At 74.1% G+C, this 16,680-nt stretch carries 14 protein-coding genes; 9 read left to right on the top strand and 5 right to left on the bottom strand.

All coding sequences use genetic code 11. The features are described from left to right. The first annotated feature begins 234 nt into the window (after positions 1–234). Positions 235–1,656, top strand: coding sequence for a DUF2079 domain-containing protein (locus ADK60_RS33815; protein WP_234371425.1), 1,422 nt, complete (start codon positions 235–237; stop codon positions 1,654–1,656). 73 nt (positions 1,657–1,729) lie between these two features. Then, positions 1,730–3,454: a DUF2079 domain-containing protein gene (locus ADK60_RS33810; protein ID WP_078897227.1), complete on the top strand. Its 1,725-nt coding sequence runs from the start codon at positions 1,730–1,732 to the stop codon at positions 3,452–3,454. 60 nt (positions 3,455–3,514) lie between these two features. Here the strand turns inward: ADK60_RS33810 and ADK60_RS33805 are convergent, their stop codons facing one another. Continuing rightward, positions 3,515–3,793 carry a hypothetical protein gene (locus tag ADK60_RS33805; RefSeq protein WP_053650738.1) on the bottom strand — a complete coding sequence of 93 codons (279 nt, stop codon included), beginning with the start codon at positions 3,791–3,793 and terminating at the stop codon, positions 3,515–3,517. A gap of 31 nt (positions 3,794–3,824) precedes the next feature. Continuing rightward, a complete protein-coding gene (ku, locus tag ADK60_RS47920) occupies positions 3,825–4,922 on the bottom strand; it encodes a non-homologous end joining protein Ku (protein WP_053650737.1) in 1,098 nt (365 codons plus the stop codon). 194 nt (positions 4,923–5,116) lie between these two features. On the opposite strand from ku, the gene ADK60_RS33795 reads away from it, so the two are divergent. Further along, positions 5,117–5,326 (top strand): hypothetical protein, encoded by a 210-nt coding sequence (locus tag ADK60_RS33795; protein WP_053650736.1) that lies wholly within the window; start codon positions 5,117–5,119, stop codon positions 5,324–5,326. A gap of 66 nt (positions 5,327–5,392) precedes the next feature. Here the strand turns inward: ADK60_RS33795 and ADK60_RS33790 are convergent, their stop codons facing one another. Continuing rightward, positions 5,393–6,679 (bottom strand): metallophosphoesterase, encoded by a 1,287-nt coding sequence (locus ADK60_RS33790; protein WP_053650735.1) that lies wholly within the window; start codon positions 6,677–6,679, stop codon positions 5,393–5,395. Between the two features lie 266 nt (positions 6,680–6,945). Between ADK60_RS33790 and ADK60_RS33785 the strand changes: the two genes are divergently transcribed. The 3 genes from ADK60_RS33785 to ADK60_RS33775 all read left to right on the top strand — a co-directional run bounded on the left by ADK60_RS33785 (position 6,946) and on the right by ADK60_RS33775 (position 10,872). Beyond that, positions 6,946–8,409, top strand: a complete 1,464-nt coding sequence (locus ADK60_RS33785; protein ID WP_053650734.1) for an amino acid permease — start codon at positions 6,946–6,948, stop codon at positions 8,407–8,409. Positions 8,410–8,599: 190 nt separating this feature from the next. Then, positions 8,600–9,571 (top strand): EI24 domain-containing protein, encoded by a 972-nt coding sequence (locus tag ADK60_RS33780; protein WP_053650733.1) that lies wholly within the window; start codon positions 8,600–8,602, stop codon positions 9,569–9,571. A 602-nt stretch (positions 9,572–10,173) separates the two neighbouring features. Continuing rightward, positions 10,174–10,872, top strand: a complete 699-nt coding sequence (locus tag ADK60_RS33775; protein WP_053650732.1) for an aggregation-promoting factor C-terminal-like domain-containing protein — start codon at positions 10,174–10,176, stop codon at positions 10,870–10,872. Between the two features lie 104 nt (positions 10,873–10,976). Here the strand turns inward: ADK60_RS33775 and ADK60_RS33770 are convergent, their stop codons facing one another. Further along, positions 10,977–11,690 carry a TetR/AcrR family transcriptional regulator gene (locus ADK60_RS33770; protein ID WP_199839816.1) on the bottom strand — a complete coding sequence of 238 codons (714 nt, stop codon included), beginning with the start codon at positions 11,688–11,690 and terminating at the stop codon, positions 10,977–10,979. 70 nt (positions 11,691–11,760) lie between these two features. Here ADK60_RS33770 and ADK60_RS33765 point away from each other — a divergent pair, with 70 nt between their 5' ends. Then, a complete protein-coding gene (locus ADK60_RS33765; RefSeq protein ID WP_053650731.1) occupies positions 11,761–13,278 on the top strand; it encodes an MFS transporter in 1,518 nt (505 codons plus the stop codon). 231 nt (positions 13,279–13,509) lie between these two features. Further along, on the top strand, positions 13,510–14,070 hold the full coding sequence (locus ADK60_RS33760; RefSeq protein ID WP_045944053.1) for a GNAT family N-acetyltransferase: 561 nt from the start codon (positions 13,510–13,512) through the stop codon (positions 14,068–14,070). 19 nt (positions 14,071–14,089) lie between these two features. Here ADK60_RS33760 and ADK60_RS33755 read toward each other — a convergent pair whose 3' ends face one another. Further along, a complete protein-coding gene (locus tag ADK60_RS33755) occupies positions 14,090–15,328 on the bottom strand; it encodes a threonine/serine exporter family protein (RefSeq protein WP_053650730.1) in 1,239 nt (412 codons plus the stop codon). 294 nt (positions 15,329–15,622) lie between these two features. Between ADK60_RS33755 and ADK60_RS33750 the strand changes: the two genes are divergently transcribed. Then, positions 15,623–16,636, top strand: a complete 1,014-nt coding sequence (locus tag ADK60_RS33750; protein ID WP_079008914.1) for a glycosyltransferase family 2 protein — start codon at positions 15,623–15,625, stop codon at positions 16,634–16,636. Positions 16,637–16,680: the final 44 nt, after the last annotated feature.

Below are 16,680 nucleotides of genomic sequence, written 5' to 3'. Positions count from 1 at the left end.
CGGGGAGGGCTTCTCCATGCTACGGTGCCCGCCCGGGGGCCGACACGCCCGGCGGCGTTCGCCCGTGGCTGAACCTGCCCGCCACCCCGAGGCGTCGAACAAGAATCGGCCACAGACCACTCGCACCCGGAACGACGGGGATGTTCAGTGACAATTAGTACACTCACATCAGCACTTCAACGCAGGACGGAGGGTGACGAACCGTCGAGCGCGGTGTCTCCCGCCGATCGGCGGGTGCGATTCATCCCCTGGGCGGTCGCCCTCACCCTGTTCCTGGTCTACTCCTTCTTCACCATTCGCCGTCATGAACTCCTGCTCACCAGCGGATACGACCTCGGGATCTTCGAGCAGGGCGTGCGCGGCTACGCCGAGGGCCGCGGCCCGATCGTCGAACTCAAGGGCCCCGGCTTCAACCTGCTGGGCGACCACTTCTCGCCCGCCCTCGCCGCCCTCGCCCCGTTCTACTGGCTCTGGCCCTCCGCGAAGGTCCTGCTGCTGGCCCAGTCCGCCCTGGTCGCCGTCGCCGCCGTGCCGATCACCCGCTGGGCACTGCGCGAACTCGGACCGGTCGCCGCCGGGGTCACCGGCCTCGGCTACGGGCTCTCCTGGGGGCTGGCCTCCGCCCTCGGCTTCGACTTCCACGAGATCACCTTCGCCGTCCCGCTGATCGCCTTCTCCGTCGTCGCGCTCGGCGAACGGCGCTGGATCGCCGCCCTCGCCTGGGCCGCGCCACTGGTCCTGGTCAAGGAGGACCTCGGCATCACCGTGGCCGCCGTCGGCGCCTACATCCTGTGGCGCGGCGACCGGCGGGTCGGCGTGGCCGGCATCCTCCTCGGCGTCGGCTCCTCGCTGCTGGAACTCCTGGTGCTGCTCCCGGCGATGAGCCCGGGCGGCAGCTTCGCGTACTGGGACAACCTGAGCGGCGGCTCCGGCGGGCGGAACCTGCTCACCCTGCCGCTCGACCTGGTCACCCCCGGCGAGAAGGTCACCACCGTCCTGCTGCTGCTGGCACCGACCGTGCTGCTGGCCGCCCGCTCCCCGCTGATGATCGTCGCCCTGCCCACCCTCGGCTGGCGGCTGCTCTCCAACAACCCGGCCTACTGGGGCACCAACTACCACTACAGCGCCGTCCTGATGCCGATCGTCTTCGCCGCCTTCGTCGACGTCCTGGTGAAGGCCCGCGGCCGGCAGGGGCTGCTGCCCCGCTGGATCGCCCGCGCGGCACTGCCGGTCAGTCTGACGGTCACCCTGGCACTGCTGCCGGGCTTCGCGTTCGGGCAGCTCTTCTCCACCGAGCTGTGGCGGACCCCGGCCCGGGTCGAGGCCGCCCGCTCGGTGCTCGCCACCGTCCCGGACGGCGCCCGGGTCTCCGCGTCGAACCGGCTGGTGCCGCAGCTGACCAACCGCTGCGAGGTCATCGTGTTCGGCTGGCCGCAGAACTGGTCAACGGCCGAATGGATCGTGGTCGACGAGGGGCAGCCGATGGGCTGGCCGATGTCGCCCGACCGCGAGCGGCAGGAGCTCGCCACCGTCAAGCGCAGCGGCTACCAGGTGGTGCGCAGCGACCACGGCATCACGCTGCTGAGGCGGGCACCCGGCACCGTCGCCCCGGCGGCGGCCGACGCACCGCCGCCCGCCAGTCCCGGAGCCGGCTGATCCGGCGCCCGCCGCCCCGCGGCCCGCCCGACCAGCAACCCTCGCCCCCGCCGCCGACCACCTCAGGGATCCCGTGCCAGTCGAAACCGGGCTCAGCCCGTCCACCCGCCAGAACCGTCCGCTGCTGCCGCGCGTCGTGCGCCCGCCCGCGCCCGGCGCCGCCGCGCTCTCCGGCCGCCGGACCGCCGTACTGACGCTGCTCTGCTTCGCCGTCACCGCGGCGTGCGGGCTCCAGCAGTGGTCGGCGGTCCTGCTGGGCGGCTTCGACCTCGGCATCTTCCACCAGGGTGTGGCCGGCTACGCGCACTTAGGGCTGCCGATCTCGCCGGTCAAGAGCTACCACCACGAGTTCCCGCCCGCCTTCTCCCTGCTGGGCGACCACTTCTCGCCGATCCTGGCCGCGCTCGCACCGCTCTACTGGATCTGGGAGGACCCGCGCACCCTGCTCCTCGGACAGGCGCTGCTGCTCGCCGCCGGCGTCCCGCTGATCCGCCGGATCGCGGTGCGCTGCTTCACTCCGCCGACCGACGGCAGCGGAACCGACAGCACCGGGACGGGCACCGCCGACGGGGACCCGGCCGGGACCGACCCCGCGCGACTGCGGACCGTACGCCTGGTCGCCGACCTGGCCGGCCTCGTCTACGGCCTCGGCTGGCCCCTGCTCGCCGCCGGCCGGGGCGGCTTCCACGAGGTCGCCTTCGCCGTCCCGCTCACCCTGCTGATGTTCGAACGCGGCCTGGCCCGCCGCTACGGCACCGCCGCCCTCGCCGCCGCCCTGCTCTGCCTCACCAAGGAGGACCTCGGCCTGCTGGTCGGCATGTACGGCCTGGTCCTGCTCTGGCGCGGCCGCCCGCGCGGCGACCGGCAGGGCGAACGGGCCGGGGACCGGCGCACCCTCGCCTACGGCGCGGGCCTGCTGATCGGCGGCCCGCTGGCCTCCGCGCTCGCCATCGTGGCACTGATTCCCGCGATGGGCGGCCAGCCCGACTACTACTGGGTGTACGGCCCGCTCGGCCCGGACGCCGGGACCGCGTTCGGCAATGTGCTCGGCGACCCGCTGCTGCTCGTCCAGGTCGCCACCAACGCCACCGTCAAACCGCTGCTGCTGCTCTGGCTGTTCGGCACCCTGCTGCTGCTGCCGCTGCGCTCCGCCACCACGCTCTGCCTGCTGCCGCTGCTGGCCGAACGCGTCCTGTCGGACAACCCCAACCACTGGTCGATCGCCCACCACTACGACGCCTTCCTGTGGCCGGTGCTGCTCACCGCCACCCTGGAGGCGCTCGGCCGCCTGCACGCCCGGGGCGGGCTCCACCGGCGCACCGGCTACGGCCTGGGCACCGCGGCGGTCGCGATCTCCCTGGTCAGCAGCCTGGCGCTGGGCGGGATCAGCCTGCTGACCCCGGCCTTCTGGCGCCCCTCCGCGAGCAACACGGCCCTGGTCCGGGGCGCCGCGCAGATCCCGGACGGCGCCCTGGTGGAGGCCGACAACCAGGTGGTGCCGCGACTGGTCGGCCGCACCGACGTGGTCCTGGTGGACGGCGTGCCGCGCGGACGCGACTACGTCCTGATCCGCTCCGACACCCGGACCTTCCCGTTCCAGACCTCGGCCGAGCAGGCCGAGCGGATCGAGCTGCTGCTGGCCCACGGCTACCGGCAGGTCTGGGGCGAGCACGGGGTGGTGCTGCTGCACCGCGAGAGCGACGAGCCGGTGCCCGGCGCCCGGGTGCCCGACGACAGCAGCACGCCGGTCAAGGAGATCGTCCCCTCCGACGTCGGCCACAACCTCTTCAAGGGCTGAGCCCGGGGGTTCCCGTCCGACCGAGCCGCTGCTCGGGGACGGGAACCCCTCGGGGGACGGTCAGGTGGCCATCCGGTGGCGGCCCCGGCCGGGCGTGGCCCACCGGGCGACGACGCCGACCAGTGCCAGCACGGTGACGCCCCAGACGATGCTGAAGATGATCAGCCACGTCAGCGAGGCCTGGGTGCCGATGGCGCCCAGGCCGAACGAGAGGCCGACCAGGAAGACCACGGCTGTCGGGGAGAGGCTGCACAGCCAGTGCCAGGCCCGGTGCGCCGGGCTCGGGTGGGCGGGCGCGTCGGGGCCGGTGTCCTGCGCCTTGTAGGTGATCAGGTCCATCGGGAATCGCCTCCGGGGGTGAGGGGGGAGGTCACGAGGCCTTCCGGGGAGTGGCGGGCTTCCGGGTCGTGGTGGTGGTCGTGCTCTTCTGCGCGGTCGTGCTCTTCCTCGCGGCCGTGCTCTTCTTCTCGCCGCTCGCGGGCTTCTGCGCGGTGGCGGACTTCTTCGCGGTCGTGGACTTCTTGCTCGTGGCGGCCGTCGTCTTTGTCGCCGTCGTCTTTGTGGCCTTCGTGGCCGTTGTGGCCTTCGTGGCCGTCGTCTTCTTCGCGGCGGCACGCCTGCGCGGCGGCGGCTGCTCCTCGGCCGGCTCGGCCTCCGCCTCCTCCGCCTCGGCGTGGGTCCGGTCCGGATGGGCGTCCTTGGCCCGCCGCAGACTGCTGCGCAGCGCCTCCATCAGGTCGATGACGTTGTCCGGCGCCTCCCCCGCCTCCTCCTCGTGCGGGACCTCGACCCCCTGCAACCGCGCCTCGATCACCTGCTGGAGCGCCTGCTGGTAGTCGTCGTGGAGCTGCTCCAGGTCGAAGTCCTCGGACAGGGTCTCCATCAGCGAACGCGCCATCCGCAGCTCCTGCGGCCGGACGGTCACGTCCTCCTCGGGCGCGATCCCGGCCGCCGGGCGGACCTCGTCGGGCCAGATGCAGGTCTGGAGCACCAGGGTGCCGTCGTGCACCCGGAGCACGGCCGGGGACTCCCGGCTGCGCAGCGCGATCTTGGTGACGGCGATCTGCCCGGACTCGACCAGCGCGTCGCGCAGCAGCGCGTAGGGCTTGGAGGCTGCCTTGTCGGCGACGCCGACGTAGTAGGCCTTGGAGAACATCAGCGGGTCGATCTCGCCCTCGTCGACGAAGGCCAGCACGTCGATGATCTTCTTGCTGGGCAGCGGCAGGTCGGCGAGGTCCTCGTCGGTGAGCGTGACCGTGCGGCCGTCCGGGGACTCGTAGCCCTTGGCGATCTCCGCGTACGGGACCTCCTTCTCCTCCTCCTCGCAGTACCGCTTCATCCGCACCCGCCCGCCGTCCTTGGCGTGCACCTGGTGCAGCGGGACGTCGTGCTCCTTGGTGGCGGAGTACAGGTGGACGGGGATGGAGACCAGGCCGAAGCTGATCGTCCCCTTCCAGGTGGTCTGCATGGGGTCGCTCCTTCCCGGAGCATTCCCGGAGCCTGCCCGGAGCCGTCCCGGTGGTTCACACCGTGGTTCACGCGCGGGGTCGCGCCGGCCGGGGCGCCCGGCCCCGGAGATTCCCACTCTGCCCGGGTTCGCCCCGATCGGCCACCTGCCGTCGACCGGCGGACAATGGACGGCGGAACGGAGGTGAACACACCGTGCGCGACATCGATCCGTCCCCGCCGCCGGACACCACGACGTACCGGGTCCGCTACGCCCTGGCCGGCAGCCCGGGCGTACGGCTCGCGGAGGTCACCCTCATCCCGGGCCACTCCCGGGAGAGCGACATCCCGGCCCTCCTGGACGCCCGGCTCCACCGCCGCCCGGACGGCCGCCGGATCGTCCTCCTCGATGTCACCGAGGCCTGAACCCGCCCGGCGCTCGGGCCGATGCCGGGCCGACGCCCGGGCCGACGCTCAGGCCAGGGCCGACGCTCAGGCCCGGAGCGAGGCGAGCGTGACGAGGGTGATGTCGGACGGGGCGCCGACCCGTACGGGCGGGCCCCAGGCACCGGCACCACGGGTGACGTAGAGCTGGGTGTCGCCGTACCGCTCCAGGCCCGCGACGGTCGGGTTGGCCAGCTCCGCCACGAAGTTGCCCGGCCAGAGCTGCCCGCCGTGGGTGTGCCCGGACAGCTGGAGGTCGACGCCGTGCCGGACCGCGTCGTGGATGGTGACCGGCTGGTGCGAGAGCAGGACGGCGGTGCGGGCCGGGTCGCGGTCCCCGAGCGCCCGGCCGAAGTCGGGGCCGTCGCCCTCGCGCTCCCCGGCGATGTCGTTGACCCCGGCCAGGTCGAAGCCGCCGAGCTCGACCCGGGCGTTCTGCAGCGGGTGGACGCCCAGCTCGCGGACGAAGTCCACCCAGGGCGCCGCGCCGGAGAAGTACTCGTGGTTGCCGGTGACGAAGTAGGCCCCGTCGCGGGCCCGCAGCTGCGCCAGCGGCTCGGCGTCCCGTCCGAGCTCGGGGACCGTGCCGTCGACCAGGTCGCCCACGATCGTGATCAGGTCGGGCTTCGCGGCGTTGATGGTGTCGACGATCCGCTGGGTGTGGGCGCGGCCGAGGATCGGGCCGAGGTGGATGTCGCTGACCACCGCGATCCGGTAGCCGTGCGCGGCGGCCGGCAGCTTGGCGAGCGGGACGGTCACCTGCTTGAGCCTCGGCCCGCGCAGCACCCCGTACATACCGGTGCCGACCACGGCCGCCGCCGCGCCGGAGGCCCCGATCGCGACCGCGCGGGCGACGAACAGCCGCCGTTCCGGCGAGGGCGCGGCGGGGGTGGCGGGCTCGTTCACCTCGGGCTCGTCCGAGGCGGGCTCGTCCGAGGCTCGCACGTCCGACGCGGGCTCGTCCGACGTCGGCACGTCCGCCGCGGGCGCGTCCGGAACCGCCGCCCTCGCCCGCGCCGCCCGGGACGGCAGGCGGAGCAGCAGCGGCCGGACCAGCTCCCCGACGGCGAGCCCGAGCAGCAGGTACAGCAGCACCGCGAGCCAGAGGTAGCCGGGCCAGGCGAACCAGCGCTCGACCGCTATCGGGAACGCCCGCCCGCCGACCAGCGCCCCCACCGAGAGCAGCGGCAGGACGAAGGCGAGCACCGTGCCGGTCCGGCGCCAGCGGCCGCCGGGTGCCGAGACGTCGCGCACCAGTCGGCGCCAGAGGTACCAGTGGACGAGGGTCAGCAGGGCGAGCACGAGGAGGACGCCGAGCACCACGAGGACGATCATCACGCCGCCAGTATGTACGGCCGCCCGACAAACCCCCCGGGAGGGCCCCGAGTTGCTGGCGCTGCGTCAGATCTGAGCTTTCCGGGGCACCACTTCACCCGCCCTGACCTGGGCTTTTTCGTCCGCTGAGCGAACAGTTCCCGGTACCTTGTTCCGATACCCGGAGGTAGAGGTTAGGTTGCACCGCAATGCGCGGATCCGTCCCCCACCCTCCGGTGATCGAGCCGAGGGTCGGGCCGCGCCGGAAAGGCACAGGCACCCTCACGATGAGTGCGGACACCACCACCCGGGCCGGATCCCCTCCGCCCCGCGACTCCGCTGACCAGCACGCCGCCGGGCACGGCGGGCCCGGCCACGGCGGCGACGGCCACCTCAAGGCCGGGCTCAAGAACCGCCACCTGTCGATGATCGCCATCGGCGGTGTGATCGGCGCCGGCCTGTTCGTCGGCTCGGGCGCGGGCATCGCGTCCACCGGCCCGGGCATCCTGCTCTCCTACGCGCTGGCCGGTGTGCTGGTCGTCCTGGTCATGCGGATGCTCGGCGAGATGGCCGCGGCCGACCCGCAGAGCGGCTCCTTCTCCGCGTACGCGGACCGGGCGCTGGGCCGCTGGGCCGGCTTCAGCATCGGCTGGCTGTACTGGTTCTTCTGGGTCGTGGTGCTGGCCGTCGAGGCCACCGCCGGCGCGAAGATCCTCAACGGCTGGATGCCGGACGTCCCGCAGTGGGCGTTCGCCCTGATCGTGATGGCCGTGCTGACCGCGACCAACCTGGGCTCGGTCGCCTCCTACGGCGAGTTCGAGTTCTGGTTCGCCGGCATCAAGGTGGTGGCCATCGCCGCCTTCCTGGTGGTCGCCACCCTGGCCGTGTTCGGCCTGCTGCCCGGCACCCACGCCGTCGGCACCACCAATCTGACCGGCCACGGCGGCTTCCTGCCGCACGGGGTGGGCGCGGTCTTCACCGGCATGCTCACCGTCGTCTTCGCCTTCATGGGCAGCGAGATCGTCACCCTGGCCGCCGGCGAGTCCGAGGACCCGGAGAAGGCGGTCAGCAAGGCCACCAACAGTGTGATCTGGCGGATCGGCATCTTCTACCTCGGCTCGATCCTGCTCGTGGTGACCCTGCTGCCGTGGGACTCCGCCGCCGTCAAGGGCAGCCCGTACGTCGCGGTGCTGGAGCACGTGGGCATCCCGGGCGCCGGCCGGGTGATGGACGTGATCGTGCTCACCGCCGTGCTGTCCTGCCTCAACTCGGGCATGTACACCGCCTCCCGGATGGCCTTCTCGCTCGGACAGCGCGGCGACGCGCCCAAGGCCTTCGCGACGGTGACCAAGCGCGGCGTGCCGCGGGTGGCGATCCTGTCCTCGGTGGTGTTCGGCTTCGTGGCCGTCTTCTTCAACTACACCTCCCCCGACACGGTCTTCTCCTTCCTGCTGAACTCCTCCGGCGCGGTGGCGCTCTTCGTGTGGCTCGTGATCTGCTTCTCCCAGCTCCGGATGCGCCGGATCATCGAGCGCGAGATGCCGGAGCGGCTGACCGTTCGGATGTGGCTGTACCCGTACCTCACCTGGGCCGCGATCGGCATGATCGGGTTCGTGATGGCGTACATGTTCACCGACGCCGACGGTCGGAAGCAGATGTACCTGTCGCTGGTCGCCGCGGCCATCGTGCTGGCGGCGTCGGCCGTGGTGGGCCGTCGGCGACGGGCCGCGGCGGAGGCACCGGCATCCTGAGCCGGGGCGCAGTACCGTCCGCGGGCACCGGGCCCGGGAGCCGTTGCGGAGGCTCCCGGGCCCGGTGCCGTTTCCGGCCACCCCCGGCCGCCCAGCCCGGCCCCCCGACCGCCCGGTCGGGAACCTCCGGTTCCGTTCCGTGACCGGACGGACATGACCCGGCGACCCGTCAGCACCTACCCTTCCCCTCATGCGAGATCTTGCAGCGGGGATGGGGTACCTGGCCAAGGGCCAGAAGTGGGTGGCGCGGCACGGCCGCTGGTGGGCGTTCGGGATGATCCCGGCGCTGATCACCCTGGCCGGTTACGTGGTGGCGCTGTTCTTCCTCGGCGGCTGGGCCGGGGACATCGCCGCCTGGGCCACCCCGTTCGCCGACCACTGGTCCTCGTTCTGGCAGGACCTGCTGCGCACCACGCTCGCGGCGCTGGTGTTCGTCGGCGGGCTGCTGCTCTCCGTGCTCACCTTCACGGCGGTCACCCTGCTGGTCGGCCAGCCGTTCTACGAGGAGCTCTGCGAGAAGGTCGACGAGACCGAGGGCGGCGCGCCGACCCCGCCGGACGTGCCGCTCTGGCGCGAGCTGGTGGTGGCGGCCCGGGACAGCCTCTTCGTACTGGTGCGGGCGGGCGGGTTCGGCGTGCTGCTGTTCGCGGCCGGGTTCATCCCGGTGGTCGGGCAGACCGTCGTCCCGGTGCTGGGCTTCCTGGTCTCCGGTTTCTTCCTCACCCTGGAGCTGACCTCGGTCGCCCTGCAGCGGCGCGGTGTGCCGCAGCGGGAGCGGCTGCGGCTGCTGCGCGGGCGGCTCGGGCTGGCCTTCGGCTTCGGCGTGCCGCTGGTGCTGGGGTTCCTGGTCCCGCTGGTGACGGTGGTCGCCATGCCGGGCGCCGTCGCCGGGGCGACCCTGCTGGCCCGCGACCTGGTGCCGGTCGAGGAGGAGCCCGAGACGGACGAGGACCCGGCGGAGGGCGATCCGGCGAACGGGGAGACCTCGGGCCCGCCGGACGTCCCGGACCTGCCGGAGTACCGGGCGCAGCAGCCCGCAGCGGCCAACCCCTACGCCGAGAACCCGTACGCCGAGAACCCGTACGCGGGCAACCCGTACCCGGATGGCTCCTACGCCGGTGCGCCGCGGCCCGCGGAGCCGAACCCGTACCGGAGCGCGTGACCGGACCGTCACACCGCGTGCGGATCGCCGCCCCCGCGTGTGAGGCCCCCCACAGGGCTCCGAGGATCCACTACCGCCGATAGTGGTGGGCTGCGCGGCGGCCCGCCACCCCCGGCCCGGGCCCGACGGCCCGACACCCGGCCGGGGCGGTGGACCGGCCGTCACGAACCCGAAGAACGCAGGCGGTCGACCGGTTCGGGTCGATCGTTCGTCGACGATCCCCGGGGCCGTCCCATCGATTCATCAAAACGGACAAATACCATCGAAGCGCCCGCCATCGGTCGGGCGCTTCGCCGTTTCGGGCCCCTCGTGCCACTACCGACCGTAGTAGCCCGCGCCTTTGCCGCCCGTGCCGGGCTCTGCCAAGAATGGTCCGTCGCCAGGCAGCGCGGCCGGTCCCCCCGCCGCGCAGCTCCCGCCGCCCCGCACCTTCGCCGGGGCGCACGCACACCACGGCCGTCCCGTACGCCACCACGGGCCGCTCCCCCGAGCGGGCCCCGTGTGATGCCCGGCGCCCGCGCCGCCGCCCCGCCCGGGGCCGGCACGCCCCGACGGCCACCCAGGCCCTGACGGCACCCCGACGGAAAAGGATTGTCCGCTCCATGCAGCTCAGCCATGCCCGCCGCAACTCGCTGATCACCGGTATCGCCACCCTCGTGGTGGCGAGCGCGGCCACCGCCGCCCTCGCCATCCCGGAGAGCGGGACCGCCGTCGCCGAGGCGCCCGTCGCCGCGGTGGCCGCCGCCACCGGCGGGATCTCGGCGGACGCGCAGGCCGCCGCGCAGGCGCAGGCCGAGGCGGACGCCAAGGCCCAGGCCGACGCCCAGGCCGCCGCGCAGGCCGAGGCGGACGCCGCCGCGGCCGCCGCCGCTGCCGCGCAGGCGCAGGCCGATGCCCAGGCCCAGGCCGACGCGCAGGCCGCGGCGAAGGCCCAGGCCGACGCCAAGGCAAAGTCGGACGCCGCCGCCTCCCGCTCGCAGGAGCGCTCCGCACTGAACAGCAAGCCGGCCTACTCCGGCAGCCCGCGCGAGATCGCCGCCCAGATCGTCCCGGCCGGCCAGCTCCAGTGCTTCAACAACATCGTGTCCCGCGAGAGCAGCTGGAACGTCACCGCCACCAACGCCTCCTCCGGCGCCTACGGCCTGGTCCAGGCCCTGCCCGGCTCCAAGATGGCCTCGGCCGGCTCCGACTGGCGCACCAACCCGGCCACCCAGATCAAGTGGGGCCTGGACTACATGAACTCCCGCTACGGCAGCCCGTGCGGCGCCTGGGCGTTCTGGCAGTCCCACCACTGGTACTGAGCCGACCCCGGCACCCCGCCGACCCCGGCACACCTCCGAGCCCGCAGGCCCCCGCCTGCGGGCTCGGCCGCGTTCGGGGCCCGGCCGGGACGCGGGCGCGCGCCTCAGGCCCGCCGTCCGCCGGGAGCACCGGGGCCGCCCGGGCGCCCCCACAGCGCCTGGCGCAGCAGCGGCAGATAGGAGCGCGCGATTTCATCGGCCGGCAGCGCGGCGAGCGGTTGGAGCCGCAGCACGTAGCGGGCCATGATCAGCCCGGCCAGCTGGGTGCCGAACAGGCAGGCTCGCCGACGGGCGTCCGCACCGCCGAGCCGGGCCGCGACCAGGTCCACCATCTCGCGCTGCACCACCTCTCCGACCAGCAGCGCGACCGCCGGATCCAGCGCCGAGCCGCCGATCATGGCACGCAGCGGGCCCGCGCTGTCGGGGGCGTCCCAGACTCCGAGCAGCAGCCGCAGGGCGCGCTCGGGGAAGGTCTCCAGCTCGCCGTCCAGCGCCCCGGCCAGCAGCACCGCCGGGTTCCCGGTGAGGGCGAGGGCTGCCCCGAACAGGCCCTTCTTGCTGCCGAAGTAGTAGCTGACCAGGGCGAGGTCCACGCCCGCCTCGGCGGCCACCGACCGGAGCGTGACCGCGTGGTACCCCTCGGCCAGGAAGCGGCGGCGGGCGACGGCGAGGATCTGCTCCCTGGCCCCGGAGTTCCCGCTGCGCCGGCCCCGGCGGGGCGCCGTCTCTTCGGCCGCCGTCTCTTCGGCCGCTGCCCCTCCGCCCGCCGTCGCTCCACCCGCTGTCTCTCCGGCCGCCGTCCCGGAAGAATTCATCATGGTTGAAATGCTAGCCGCAGCGCGCCCACGCTGGTCGGGCACCGACCGACCAGCGTGAGGAAGTCCCGTCATGCCCGCCACCGCCGCGCCCCCGGACCGGGCGGCCGCTCCCGCCGCCGCGGACCGCCGTCACCGCGCCGTCCTCCTCGTCACCTGTCTCGCGCTGGCCACCGTGGTCGCCGCGATGGCCTCGCTCAACGTGGCCCTGCCGGACATCGCCCGCGCCACCGGCGGCAGCCAGACCCAGCTGTCCTGGATCATCGACGCCTACAGCCTGGTGTTCGCCGCCCTGCTGCTGCCCGCCGGCGCCATCGGGGACCGGTTCGGGCGGCGACGGGCGCTGCTGGTGGGCCTGGCGCTGTTCGGCGCCGGTTCCGGGCTCGCCGCGCTGACCACCGACCCCGGCGCCCTGATCGCGCTGCGCGCCCTGCTGGGCGTCGGCGCGGCGCTGGTCATGCCGGCCACCCTGTCGACGATCACCAGCACCTTCCCGCCGGAGCGGCGGGCCCGGGGCGTCGCCGCCTGGGCGGCGGTCGCGGGCGCGGCGGCGGTGCTCGGCCTGTTCGCCACCGGCATCCTGCTGGAGCTGTGGTCCTGGCCGTCGATCTTCGTCCTGAACGTGGTGCTCGCGGTCCTGGCCCTGGCCGGCACCCTGCTGTTCGTCCCGGAGTCCGCCGAGCCGGACGCGCCCCGGCTGGACGTCGTCGGCGCCCTGCTGGCGGTGGCCGGGCTGGGCTCCCTGGTCTACGCGGTGATCGAGGCGCCGGTCCGGGGCTGGGCCGACCCGTGGACGCTCGTCGGCGCGCTCGCCGGGCTGGCGCTGCTGGCCGGCTTCGTCCGCTGGGAGCTGCGGCGGCGGCACCCGCTGCTGGACCCCCGGCTGTTCCGCGAGCGCCGGTTCGCGGCCGGGACGCTGTCGATCACCTGCCAGTTCTTCGCCTTCTTCGGCTACCTCTTCGTGATCATGCAGTACCTCCAGCTGGTCCGGGAGCGCAGTGCGCTGGCGGCGGCCGTCGCGCTGCTGCCGATGGCGCTCGGGATGATGCCCGCCGCCCGGCTCAGCCCCCGGCTGACCGACCGGTTCGGCGCGCGCGGCCCCTGGGTCGCGGGCCTGCTGCTGATCGCGGGCGCGCTGGCCTCGCTCGGGCTGCTGGACGCCGACAGCTCCGGGTGGCTGGTGGCAGCCGTCCTGTTCCCGCTCGGCCTGGGCTCCGGGCTCGCCATGACGCCCGCCACCACCGCCATCACCGAGGCGCTGCCGAGTGCCCTGCAGAACGTCGGCTCGGCGATGAACGACCTGGCCCGGGAGCTGGGCGGCGCCCTCGGGATCGCCGTGCTCGGCAGCGTCCTGACGGCCGGCTACCGCGCCCGGGTGGACGTCACCGGGCTGCCGCCGCAGCTCGCCGACGCCGCCCGCTCCTCGCTCGCCGCCGCCTCCCGGTTCGGGCCGCCGGTCGCCGACCGGGCCCGCGACGCCTTCGTGGACGCGATGCACCTGACCGTCCTGACCGCCGCCGGCGTCGTCGCCCTCGCCGCCGTCGCGGTGGCGCTCCTGCTGCGCGGCACGACGACGCGGACCGGCCGCTGAGCGGACCCGCCGGACGCGGCGCCTCCGGGCCGTCCCCGCACCGTCCGGGGGCGGTCCGGGGCTCGTTCAAGGCTCGCCCGACACTCGTCGATGGCTCGTCGACAGCTCGTCAAGGGCTCGTCGGGGGCTCGTTCGAGGACGATTCGCGGTGTTTCGTGGACGGTCCGTTCGGGTGCGGGCTGGCCGAAATCCCAGTGGCCCGGCAAGCGCACGCCGGGCCAGAGTGGGCGTATGGATCAGGTGAGGCTGTCGGACGGGGTCGTCACGCTCACCCCGTTCCGGGCGGCGGACATCGACGCGCACCTGGCGGGCGAGGACGAGCAGCTGGTGCGCTGGCTGAACGGCGGGCCGAGTACCCGGGCGGGCACCGAGGAGTACGTGCGGCGGTGCACCGCGCAGTGGCTGTACCGGGGGCCGGCCCGGGTGTTCGGCATCCGGACCGGGCCGGAGCCGGTGCTGGCCGGCACCATCGACCTGCGGTTCGCGATGCCGCGCCTCGGCCCGGGGCAGGTCAACATCGCCTACGGCCTCTACCCCGCCTGGCGCGGACGGGGCCTGGCGACCCGGGCGGTGCACCTGGTGTGCCGGTACGCGGCGCAGGAGGGCGCGACCGAGGGCGTGATCCGGGTCGACCCGGCGAACACCGCCTCTGCGGCGGTCGCCCGGCGGGCCGGATTCCGGTACTCCGAACGGGTAATGGAGCCGACCGGCAACCGGCTCGACTGGTACCTGCGCGAGCTGGCCGCCGCCCCGGCCGAGCACCCTGTCCCGGCGGCCGGCTGCTCCGTCTGACGGCCCTTCTCCCCTCGGCTCAGGCCCGGCGCCGGGCGGCCGCCAGCACCTCGCCCGCCAGCAGGCCCACCGCGATCGTCGTCACCAGCGTCACCAGCTGCGTCAGGTCACGGAAGCCGGCGATGGGGTGACCACCGGCCAGGTCGGTCAGCCCGCGCATGCCGAGCGAGCCGACGGTCAGGGTGAAGAAGCCGGGCAGCAGCAGGATCAGCCGCGGCGGCGCGGCCGGCCGGACGGCGACCCGGGTCGCGGCGGCGCTGAGCGCGGCCGCGGCGACGAAGGTCCCGGTGACCTCGCCGGCCAGCCAGGTGAACAGCGTCTGCACCGCCACCGTCAGACAGACCAGCAGCAGCAGCGGCGGCCCGAGCCGCAGCGGGATCGCGAAGGCCAGCACGGTGCCGGCCGTGAAGACGATCCAGGCCGTGAACAGCGCCCAGCGCGGCAGGTCCTGCGCCGCGGCCACGTCGAACAGCGCGTGCCGGTCCCGCCCGGTGACGGCGAGTCCGACCAGCACCCCGACGTACAGCTGGAGCAGCAGGAACGCCGCGTAGACCAGCCGTACCGCGCCCGGGGTGATGTGCCCGGCGGCGAGTTCGGCGGCGGCGGCACTCAGATAGTCGCCGGGGACGAAGAAGAACAGCGCGGGCAGCATGATCAGCACCGGCCCGCCGTGCTCCGGGGTCCGGGCGAACACCAGCAGCGCGATCACCGACACCAGGACGGCCGCCACGAACGGCAGCACCGCGCCCAGCCGGGGCCACCGGGACGCCCCGACCGCGAGCACCGCGGTCGCCGCGCCGAGCACGGTGGTGGAGCCGACCTCCCACCAGGTCGGCTGCATCAGCGGGGCGAAGCCGATGGCGAACATCACGATCCCGATCGCCTTCACCCACCAGGGGTACGGCGGCGGGGCCGTGTCGATGGCGGCGAGCCGGGCGGCCGCGGCCGGCAGGTCCAGCCGGCCGGCCTCGATCTCGGCCAGCAGCGGCTTCACGGCGGCGAGCTGGTCGAGCCGGAACACCTCGGGGAACGCCCGGACCGTCACCGTGCCGGTCTCGCCGCCGGCGGTGACGGTCAGCACCGCGCCGTCCGGGACGACCAGCAGGCGCGCCGCGCCGCCGAACGCCCGCGCCGCGCCCTCGACCTCCGGCTCCAGCCGCTGGACACCCTCGCCGCTGTTGCGCAGCAGGACGGTGGTCAGCCGGACCAGGAAGGCGGTGAGCTCGCCCCGCCGGGGCGGCCGCGGCCGCTGCTCCATGCCCGCCTCCGTCCGCGCGCCGCCGCGGCGTCCCCGCGGCATCGCCTCCAGACTGCCCGCCGCCGGCCCGTGCCGCGCGCCGAACCGGCGGCGGGAGACATCCCCGAACGGGGCGTCCGCGAACGGTGCATCGGCAGCGGGGGAGATCGGGAGAGCAGAGGTTCCTGACGTGGACGCGACCGGAGCAGCTGGTGAAGATATGGCGTACGTCCATACGATTTGACAGGTCTTGACCGGATTTACGGACCGTCAGGGCTTTGCCACCGTTCGCAACCGCTCCTACGCTCCGGCGTCATGCCCTCACCTCTGATCAGCGTCGTGATCCCCGCCTACGACCAGCAGAAACAGCTGGCGGACTGCCTGGACTCGCTGCTCGCCCAGTCCTTCCGCGACTTCGAGGTGCTGGTGGTCGCCGACCGTTCCCCCGACTGCCCGGCCCAGCTGGTCGAGCGCTACGCCGCCCGGCACCCTCAGGTCTCCGTCCTCCAGCTCGACGCGGCGGTCGGAGTCGGCTTCGGCCGCAACGCGGGCGCCGCCCGGGCCCGCGGCGAGTACCTGCTGTTCCTGGACGCCGACCACCTGCTCGCCCGCGACGCCCTCAGCTCCTTCGCCGACCACCTGGAGCGGACCGGGCCGGTCGACCTGCTGCTGTTCGGGCACACCCGCCAGCACGCCGGCCGGGACTGGCCGGGCGGCGCCGAGACACTGCTGGCCGAGGCCGGGCCCGAGGTGTTCGGCCCGGCGGACCGTCCGGAGCTGCTGGGCGCGCCACCGCTGATCTGGGACCGCCTGGTGCGGCACGAGCACTGGCGCGAGCAGGCACTGGCCTTCCCCGAGGGCCGCTACGAGGAGATCCCCGTCGTGCACCGGGCGATGCTGACGGCCCGGCGGATCGCCGTCCTGCCGCGCGCCTGTGTGCAGCTGCGCCGCCGCGAGACCGTCCACCCGACCGGCTCGCCGGGGAGCAGCAGCTTCGACCTCTTCGACCAGTACGAGCGGACCTTCGCGCTGCTGGACGAGCTGGACGTCCCCGCGGCCGTCCGCGACGCCCTGTTCACCCGGATGATCCGGCACTACCTGTTCGTCTTCGACCTGGCCGGCTGCGTCGCCCGCGCCGAGCGCCCGCAGTTCTTCCACCGCGCGGCCGAGCACCACCGGCGCTTCCAGCCGCCCGGCCACCGCCGCCCGGGCGGCCGCGAGGGCGTCAAGTTCTCCCTGCTGGCCGGGGGCGCCTACCCGGCCTTCGAGGTGGCCAAGCTCTCCCACATCGCCGCCGGGACCCTGACCGGCGCCTCCCGCCGCCGCTGAGAGCGGGGGCGGGGGGCAGGCCCGACCCGGGGGCGGGGGCGGCG

The organism is Streptomyces sp. XY431 (genome assembly GCF_001279805.1).
GTDB lineage: Bacteria > Actinomycetota > Actinomycetes > Streptomycetales > Streptomycetaceae > Kitasatospora > Kitasatospora purpeofusca.
This window is presented reverse-complemented; position numbering and strand designations above follow the sequence as displayed.

Bases quoted from the DNA above. Each gene is read 5' to 3' on its own strand.
- ADK60_RS33805 (WP_053650738.1), bottom strand. From the start codon at position 3,793: ATGGACCTGATCACCTACAAGGCGCAGGACACCGGCCCCGACGCGCCC.
- ku (WP_053650737.1), bottom strand. From the start codon at position 4,922: ATGCAGACCACCTGGAAGGGGACGATCAGCTTCGGCCTGGTCTCCATC.
- ADK60_RS33790 (WP_053650735.1), bottom strand. From the start codon at position 6,679: ATGATCGTCCTCGTGGTGCTCGGCGTCCTCCTCGTGCTCGCCCTGCTG.
- ADK60_RS33785 (WP_053650734.1), top strand. From the start codon at position 6,946: ATGAGTGCGGACACCACCACCCGGGCCGGATCCCCTCCGCCCCGCGAC.
- ADK60_RS33780 (WP_053650733.1), top strand. From the start codon at position 8,600: ATGCGAGATCTTGCAGCGGGGATGGGGTACCTGGCCAAGGGCCAGAAG.
- ADK60_RS33775 (WP_053650732.1), top strand. From the start codon at position 10,174: ATGCAGCTCAGCCATGCCCGCCGCAACTCGCTGATCACCGGTATCGCC.
- ADK60_RS33770 (WP_199839816.1), bottom strand. From the start codon at position 11,690: ATGATGAATTCTTCCGGGACGGCGGCCGGAGAGACAGCGGGTGGAGCG.
- ADK60_RS33765 (WP_053650731.1), top strand. From the start codon at position 11,761: ATGCCCGCCACCGCCGCGCCCCCGGACCGGGCGGCCGCTCCCGCCGCC.
- ADK60_RS33760 (WP_045944053.1), top strand. From the start codon at position 13,510: ATGGATCAGGTGAGGCTGTCGGACGGGGTCGTCACGCTCACCCCGTTC.
- ADK60_RS33755 (WP_053650730.1), bottom strand. From the start codon at position 15,328: ATGGAGCAGCGGCCGCGGCCGCCCCGGCGGGGCGAGCTCACCGCCTTC.
- ADK60_RS33750 (WP_079008914.1), top strand. From the start codon at position 15,623: ATGCCCTCACCTCTGATCAGCGTCGTGATCCCCGCCTACGACCAGCAG.